At 34.9% G+C, this 7,788-nt stretch carries 6 protein-coding genes and 2 pseudogenes; 4 read left to right on the top strand and 4 right to left on the bottom strand.

The window, feature by feature from the left end; genetic code table 11:
* A pseudogene (locus HT709_RS06920) lies at positions 1–760 on the top strand (ISNCY family transposase); the annotation flags it as partial.
* A gap of 200 nt (positions 761–960) precedes the next feature.
* On the opposite strand, the gene rlmD reads toward HT709_RS06920, so the two are convergent.
* Positions 961–2,316: a 23S rRNA (uracil(1939)-C(5))-methyltransferase RlmD gene (gene rlmD / locus HT709_RS06915; protein ID WP_001049497.1), complete on the bottom strand. Its 1,356-nt coding sequence runs from the start codon at positions 2,314–2,316 to the stop codon at positions 961–963.
* A gap of 56 nt (positions 2,317–2,372) precedes the next feature.
* Here rlmD and HT709_RS06910 point away from each other — a divergent pair, with 56 nt between their 5' ends.
* From HT709_RS06910 to HT709_RS06900, 3 genes are all read left to right on the top strand, one after another.
* Positions 2,373–3,149, top strand: coding sequence for an aminoglycoside 3'-phosphotransferase (locus HT709_RS06910; RefSeq protein ID WP_172925622.1), 777 nt, complete (start codon positions 2,373–2,375; stop codon positions 3,147–3,149).
* A gap of 9 nt (positions 3,150–3,158) precedes the next feature.
* Positions 3,159–3,935 (top strand): recombination regulator RecX, encoded by a 777-nt coding sequence (gene recX / locus HT709_RS06905; protein ID WP_023934074.1) that lies wholly within the window; start codon positions 3,159–3,161, stop codon positions 3,933–3,935.
* An 88-nt stretch (positions 3,936–4,023) separates the two neighbouring features.
* Positions 4,024–4,557 (top strand): DUF402 domain-containing protein, encoded by a 534-nt coding sequence (locus HT709_RS06900; RefSeq protein ID WP_138700228.1) that lies wholly within the window; start codon positions 4,024–4,026, stop codon positions 4,555–4,557.
* Positions 4,558–4,903: 346 nt separating this feature from the next.
* On the opposite strand, the gene HT709_RS06895 is transcribed toward HT709_RS06900, so the two are convergent.
* From HT709_RS06895 to HT709_RS06885, 3 genes and pseudogenes are all read right to left on the bottom strand, one after another.
* Positions 4,904–5,761 carry an Rgg/GadR/MutR family transcriptional regulator gene (locus HT709_RS06895; RefSeq protein ID WP_000800707.1) on the bottom strand — a complete coding sequence of 286 codons (858 nt, stop codon included), beginning with the start codon at positions 5,759–5,761 and terminating at the stop codon, positions 4,904–4,906.
* 12 nt (positions 5,762–5,773) lie between these two features.
* Complete coding sequence (locus HT709_RS06890; protein ID WP_138705302.1) at positions 5,774–6,547, bottom strand: class I SAM-dependent methyltransferase; 774 nt, start codon at positions 6,545–6,547, stop codon at positions 5,774–5,776.
* Between the two features lie 446 nt (positions 6,548–6,993).
* Positions 6,994–7,749, bottom strand: a pseudogene (locus HT709_RS06885) (epoxyqueuosine reductase QueH).
* Positions 7,750–7,788: the final 39 nt, after the last annotated feature.

Below are 7,788 nucleotides of genomic sequence, written 5' to 3'. Positions count from 1 at the left end.
ATCATGTCCTTGAACAAATATTAGCCAATCACGGTATTCCCCTTCAAATTAAAACAGATAAGAGAACAGTCTTTACCTATCAAGCCTCCAACTCTAAGAAAATGGAGGACGATACCCATACACAGTTTGGATACGCCTGTCACCAACTGGGGATTCTCCTTGAGACAACCGCTATCCCTCAAACTAAAGGGAGAGTCGAAAGACTCAATCAGGCACTACAATCTCGCCTGCCTATTGAACTGGAACGAAACAATATTCATACCTCGGAAGAAGCCAATACCTTCCTTCTTTCCTACATTCAAACCTTTAATGAACAGTTTGGAAACAAGACAAAACTCTCTGTCTTCGAGGTGGCTCCTAAGCCCTCTGAACGAAATCTCATTCTAGCTAGACTGGCGGAGAGAGTCGTGGATCGTAGACACCATATCCGATTCCAAAATCGTTGCTATATCCCTGTTGAACAAGGAAAAGAAGTCTACTTCAGCAGAAAGACGAAAGCATTCGTTATAAAAGAAGTTGACGGTGACATCTACCTCAATATCGCTGACAAGATCTATCACACAAAGGAGCTACTAGTTCATGAACTCTATTCGAAAAACTTTGAATCAGAACCAGAACAAAAAAAGAAAGACGCAAGTATATCCCTCCACAAACCCATCCGTGGAAACTCACATCTTTCAAACAATATCTTCAGAAAAATAAAAAGGATTATGAAGAGTTTACTAGTGAGGAGCTTCATTCTCCTCAGCTACAAGTATAATCTATTTCTCGCTAAATGGGAAGCTGTTCCTTAAAGGAAATCACTCTATCCCTTACATTTAGGAGAGAGAAAGTAAGGAGTCTAAGACAAGCATTTCATTTGATAAGAGGCTTGGAGCTGTGAGGCTAATGAAAGCAAAATAATTGCCCTCAATCTCACCATTTTTTGGGGCATCATCACTTTCGATTGACACTACTTTTTTAAAATTTTTTAATTAATTTTACAACTGCTTCCGTTCGAGCTGTATGTGGGAACATATCGACCGACTGGATATAATGAAGATCATAGACTTCTACTAAGCGTACCAAATCACGAGCCAAGGTCGAAACATTACAAGAAATATAGACCATTTTTTCTGGTACATAAGTAAGAATAGTATCTAATAACTTATCATCCAGACCTGTACGTGGTGGGTCAACAATCAAAGCATCTGCTCGGTAGCCTTCCTTGTACCAACGAGGAATAATCTCTTCTGCCGTTCCAGCTTCATAATGAGTATTGTCAAATCCCATTCTTTTAGCATTTCGCTTGGCATCTTCAATAGCTTCTGGAATAATATCCATACCTCTGAGTGTTTTTACTTTCTTTGCAAAGGCAAAACCAATTGTTCCAACTCCACAATAAGCGTCAATCAAATGGTCTTCTTTACTAACATCCAGCGCTTTTACTGCCTCGCTATAAAGGACTTCTGTTTGTTCAGGATTTAGTTGATAGAAAGCTCGAGGGGATAGTGAAAATTCATAATCGAGTACACCTTCTTGAATACTCTCTTGCCCCCAGATAATCTCTGTCTTTTCACCATATATCTCACTGGTTTTAGCTGTATTTGTATTAACAGCTACTGTCACAACTTCTGGGAAATCTTTAACCAACTCTTTTACCAATTGGGTTAAATTAAGCTGGCGGTTTGTAACAATAATAATCTGAACCTGTCCGGTCTTTCTCGCGCGTCGGACCATAATAGTACGGACACCTAGAACTTTTCTCTCATCCGTGATTGGAATCTGGTGATAAGTAAGTAATTCTGCTAAGCGATTAGCAATCACTTGGGTTTCCTTATCTTGTACCAGGCAGTCTTTCAACTCTACTAAATAGTGAGAGTTTTGTGCATATAAGCCCGCCTTGACCTGATTTTTAAATTTTCGAGTCTGAAATTGTAACTTAGCTCTGTAATATTTTGGTTCCTGCATTCCAATAGTTGGACGAATTTCATAATTTTCATATCCTGCAGGAGCAAATTTTTTCAGCGCTTGATGAAGCAAGTCCGTCTTGAACTCCAGCTGCTTATCATAATGCAGGTGCATGATTTGGCAGCCTCCGCACTCATTATAAATAGTACAAGCTGGCACAACGCGGAATTTAGACTTCTTGTTGACCTTTAATAATTTCGCTTCAACAAAGTTGCGTTTAATAGAAGTAATCTGACAGTAGATATCTTCTCCTTTGAGAGCTCCAGGTACAAAGACTAATGTTTTTTGATAAAAGCCAATTCCCTCACCATTAATTCCCATACGCTTGATTTTTAATGGTATTTTTTGTTTTATTTTTAGATTCATAGGTCTATTATACCATGGAGTTTCTAAGATATTTAAGAATATGTTACAATAAAAGCATGAATTCAAAAACACCTCGCTTTAGTATACTAGATTTCCCTGAACAATTACGAAGCTATATCAAGGGAGCTAATCTCTCTGATAGTTCTTCTCATTCAAGTGCAACTGTCCTATATATAGATTCAGGTTACTATTTAAAAATAGATCAAAAAGGTAGATTAGCTCAAGAAGCTAAGATTGCAACTTGGTTCGAAACTGAAGGATTGGGAAACCCAGTGATTACCTATTTATCAGCAAAAAAGGACTTCCTTCTGACCAAAGAAGGCATTGGCAGAAACGCTCTCGATTTTTTAAATCAACCCGAAAAACTCTGTCAAACCCTGGCACAAGCATTAAACAAACTTCACAGTCTTAAACCACAATCTTTTCCGTCGGAAAATCATCTGAAGCGTTATAAAGAAGAAGCCTTAAAAAACTATCAGGAGGGGACTTTTTATAACAAGACTCTTCTGCCTCAATTTCATATTCACAGTCGTGAAGAAGCTTACCAACTGATACAAGAGAAAGGTCACCTTCTCAAAGCTGATGCTTTTATTCATGGAGATGCCTGCCTGCCAAATTTCATCTTGAAGGATGCCTCGCATTTTTCTTGCTTTATTGACTTGGGATTGGCTGGTTTTAGTGACCGACATATTGACCTCTTTTGGGCAATTTGGTCCCTTCATTACAACCTACAAGATGCTACGTATGCTGAATTATTTCTCGACTATTACGGTAGAGAATATGTAGATATGGATAAACTCCGACTTGTTGCAGCTTTCGAAGCATTTAGATGAAAGGAAATTATGAAAATCACAAAACTTGAAAAGAAAAAAAGACTCTATCTGATGGAGCTTGATAATGGCGACAAATGCTATATCACCGAAGACACAATTGTTCGTTTTATGTTATCGAGAGATAAGGTTATAAGTGAAGAGGAATTGAAAGAGATTCAGGACTTTGCTCAATTTTCTTATGGTAAGAATCTGGCCCTCTACCATTTATCCTTTAAAGCACGCACTGAAAAAGAGGTCAGAGAATATCTGAAAAAATACGATATTGATGAAAACATCGTTTCTCAAGTCATTGATAATCTCAAAGAAGATAATTGGATTAATGATAGCCAATACGCTTATGCTAGCATCAATGCCAATCAACTTTCAGGAGACAAGGGGCCTTATGTACTGACTCAGAAACTAGCACAAAAGGGGATTTCAAAATCTACTATAGAAGAGAACTTGAAAGAATTTGATTTTTCGGAAGTTGCTCAACGTGTAGCCAATAAACTATTGAAAAAATATGAGGGAAAACTTCCAGCTCGTGCCTTGCAAGATAAGATAATCCAGAACTTGACTAACAAGGGCTTCTCTTATTCTGATGCTAAAATTGCCTTTGACGAATTGGATAGTCAAGTTGACCAAGAAACGACTCAGGAACTCATCTTCAAGGAACTTGATAAGCAATATGCTAAGTATGCCAGAAAGTATGAAGGATACGAACTGAAGCAGCGTTTAACTCAAGTTTTAGCACGAAAGGGCTATGATTTTTCGGATATAGCAAGCGCTCTTAGAGAATATCTTTAATATTTCCAAGTGAAATTCACAGATTTTAGATAATTTTATGGTACAATAGTAAATGATAAACTTATAAATTGTAGAAAGTTGGTTAGTTATGAAGCTTCCAAAAGAAGGCGACTTTATTACAATTCAAAGTTATAAGCATGATGGGAGTCTCCACCGAACTTGGCGGGACACCATGGTACTAAAAACAACAGAAAACGCCATTATTGGTGTCAACGATCACACACTTGTTACCGAAAGTGATGGTCGTCGTTGGGTCACTCGAGAACCGGCTATTGTTTACTTTCACAAGAAATATTGGTTTAATATCATTGCCATGATTCGTGATAATGGAACTTCTTACTATTGCAATATGGCTAGCCCCTACTATCTGGATGAAGAATCACTGAAGTATATTGATTACGATTTGGATGTTAAAATTTTTACAGATGGGGAAAAACGTCTCTTGGACGTTGAAGAGTACGAACGTCACAAACGCAAAATGAATTATTCTGATGACTTGGACTATATTTTAAAAGAACATGTCAAAATTCTTGTTGATTGGATTAATAATGGACGTGGTCCTTTCTCAGAAGCCTATGTCAACATTTGGTACAAGCGCTATGTAGAACTAAAGAATCGGTAAAGTTGTCAAAGGTCAGGAACAAAATCCTGACCTTGTTTTTTTGGTAGTGTAAAATAAATTGTGTAAAAACAAAAAGGAATAAATCCATTATAGCAGAGTTACAACACCTTACTAGAAAGAGATTTATGCAGAATTCGTAAAATATATAAAACAAATAGATATACTGTTATTTTTTAATGTCTCTGTTCCTTGTAAGTTTACAACAAACTTATATCATTTAATACAAAAAATACGAAGATGATTAGTATAAAAAATACAGGTCAACTTCGTATTTTTTTATTTCCACATAGCATCAATCATTTAGCACAACATTTTAAAAATAATATCTTTACAGAGAAAATGCTATTTAATCTACCAGCTCATTTAATCGTTTTTGAAAATATAAAGCAATACTTTTAGATTCAATAAACTCAAAATATTTTATGACATTGTTCATTTGTTTAATTCCAGATTCTTTAGATTCAGTCAGATATATTTTATATCCTTCTACAAATTTGAATGTAGATTTTTCAAAAACTTTTGTGTCATCTTTTAATAATTTTTTTAATTTCATTTCAAAGTAGTCTGCATATATTAGATGTGAATTTTCAAGGCAACAGAACCAAAAATTTAAACAAGCTGACACAACTAAATTTCTATTCTTGCCGATTTTTTCGTAATAATGTGTACGCTCTAGTATTTCTTTTCCGACCATGTAAATATAATCTATTTCAAAAAGATGATATAAATTACCAATCAGCGTTATCTCATAGGACTCCCATCGTTCCTTCTGGAATAAATAGTCATACACTAAATTTAGATCATCTCTACTAACTACATGATTACAATCTATCTGATTTAATAATCCCTGAACCATAATTGTATTTATTTTATGAGTTTTTTCCCCACTCTTCTCAAAAAGTTTTTGTTGCTCATTTTTTATTTCCTCCAATCCTTTAGTATTCAAACTATAAAAATTTGGAGATAAATTAACCAAAAAATCATCAAACTCCGATCTTTTATAATTTTCTAGGTAATTACAAAAATTCTCTATCGAAACATTGATATTTGATAATAATTCAAAAAACGTTGAAAGAGAAATTTCATTTTCTCCCCTTTCAAATCTAGAAAGTTGAGATTTTGATATAGAATCAGCTGCAGCATACTCTAAAGAATATCCGTTTAATTTTCTAAAATATCGAAAAGCTTCTCCGTAATTTTTCACACTTTCATTCCCTTAACTTTCTTTTCGAGCGATAAACATACCATATTCTTTAGGAATGATCAACATACCATTATTAAACTCAGTTTCCAATCTTTTACGTATTATTTCCTCTTCTAGTGAACCTATTTCTGAAATTCCTTTAAACGATTGGATGTATTTAACTAGGTCATCTATACTAGTTACCTGTAACTCATCATCATAGAGTAATGTATCGACAGAGTTAAAACACCTACTCAGGTACCTTTTACCATTTTGTAAAGTAAACGTTTTATTTTCTAAATCTTGATTAACCTCATCTTTAAATAAATTTGCCAAATAATTTACAACTCCATTTTCACCAAATGTAGCACAGTAAAAAATGCCTTCGGTTTTTAAGACCCTATTCACTTCAGATAGCGCTCTAGGAATATCATTCACATGATGTAGAAGCATATTAGCAATAACAATATCAAAGGTTTCATTCTCAAAAGAAATCTTTTGAATATCCATTATCTCATAGTTGATATTGTCTCTATTTCCAATCACTGACTTCGTTGATTTTACCATATCTTTAGAAAAATCTGTAACAATCAACTGCTTCATTTTATCTATAGAATCACTATTGCTTTTCCACAGTTCTCCTGTACCACATCCTAATTCTAGAACCTTTACTTCATCAGTGATTTGGTAGTTAGAAAATATCCAATTATTAAATCCCAATTTATTTTTTGAATACTTCTTATGCAATTCTACTCGAATATCAAGATTATCATGACTTTTATATTGTTCAATTACTTTATCAATCATTTTAAACGACCTCCACTCTATAATTTGACATTATATCACAAGAATAAAGATAGTGTTAAATAAGTTGTATAAATGCAAAAAAGGAATATTCCGTTATAGCAGAGTTGTAACACATTTCTATAAAGAAATTTATTCCTACGACTCAGTTTGGCATGCTTAACTTCCTAACTCAAAAACAAAGCATCGATTAATTTATCCGTTCTTCTTTTGAAACAGATTTGAACTGATAATTGCTCGTTTTAATTTAAGAAGCTCTTTTGAGCAAAACTTCATTTTTTTAAGAGTCCAACAATTTCTGTCTATCGCTTTTCTACTAGCAAAAAAAACTACCTTGAGGCAAGTTTTCATTTATATATCTAATTTCGTAATAGTATAGTAAAATGAAATAAGGACAGTCAAATCGATTTCTAACAATGTTTTAGAAGTAAAGGTGTACTATTCTAGTTTCAATCTACTATAAATTTGATATGAGAATAGTCTTTCTCAACATCCTTATCCAACAAGCATGCTGTGGCGTCCTTCTTAACTTGAACCAGGTCAATATTCTGGGCTTGGGCTGCATAGACGCAGCCACAATAATATTGACGATAGATGTCATACTCCTCACACATCTCTACTGAACGTTTGTAGCCTTGATTTTTCTTGAAATCGTTGGGAAGATAGTGGGTCGTGTAAATTTTTTGCACATCGATTCCGATGCTATTGATGGTTTGAGAATTCTTATGAGGACTGATGGTCAAGGCTGAACCAAAGTAGTCAAAGCCCAAGTCCATAGCCACTTGCGCTGTTTTATCCAGTCGGTAGTCAAAACAAACCTTGCAACGGTCGCCACCTTCAGGCTCTTCTTCCAGTCCTCTGACTAACTTACGTTATTCATTTGGTTCATAGGGAGCCTCTAGGTACTGAACCACATCTCCTGTCCTCTCATTGAAATCACTGACAAATTTCTTAGTAACATAGGCACGCTTATGGTATTCTGCCTTAGGATGGATATTAGAATTTGTAAAATAGATGGTCACATCTGCATACTTGGTCAAATATTCTAGGGTATAGGTACTGCAAGGGGCGCAGCAAACATGCATGAGAATGGTTGGCCGATGCTCATTTTTCTCTCATACTTGTACCATCTTCTGCATGACACGGTCATAATTAATCTTCTGATTGGGGTTCATCTTGCTCAGAATTTCTTCTACATCGATCATGTTATTCTCCTTTTTCTAGTCTTATACTCAATCATTTTC

The organism is Streptococcus sp. 1343 (assembly GCF_013277355.1).
In the GTDB taxonomy this organism is placed as follows: Bacteria; Bacillota; Bacilli; order Lactobacillales; family Streptococcaceae; genus Streptococcus; species Streptococcus pseudopneumoniae.
The sequence above is the reverse complement of the archived record's forward strand: the minus strand, read 5'-3'. Positions and strand labels throughout refer to the sequence as shown.

Excerpts from the sequence above, each read along its gene's own strand:
- HT709_RS06910 (WP_172925622.1), top strand. The coding sequence starts at position 2,373 with ATGAATTCAAAAACACCTCGCTTTAGTATACTAGATTTCCCTGAACAA.
- recX (WP_023934074.1), top strand. The coding sequence starts at position 3,159 with ATGAAAATCACAAAACTTGAAAAGAAAAAAAGACTCTATCTGATGGAG.
- rlmD (WP_001049497.1), bottom strand. The coding sequence starts at position 2,316 with ATGAATCTAAAAATAAAACAAAAAATACCATTAAAAATCAAGCGTATG.
- HT709_RS06890 (WP_138705302.1), bottom strand. The coding sequence starts at position 6,547 with ATGATTGATAAAGTAATTGAACAATATAAAAGTCATGATAATCTTGAT.
- HT709_RS06900 (WP_138700228.1), top strand. The coding sequence starts at position 4,024 with ATGAAGCTTCCAAAAGAAGGCGACTTTATTACAATTCAAAGTTATAAG.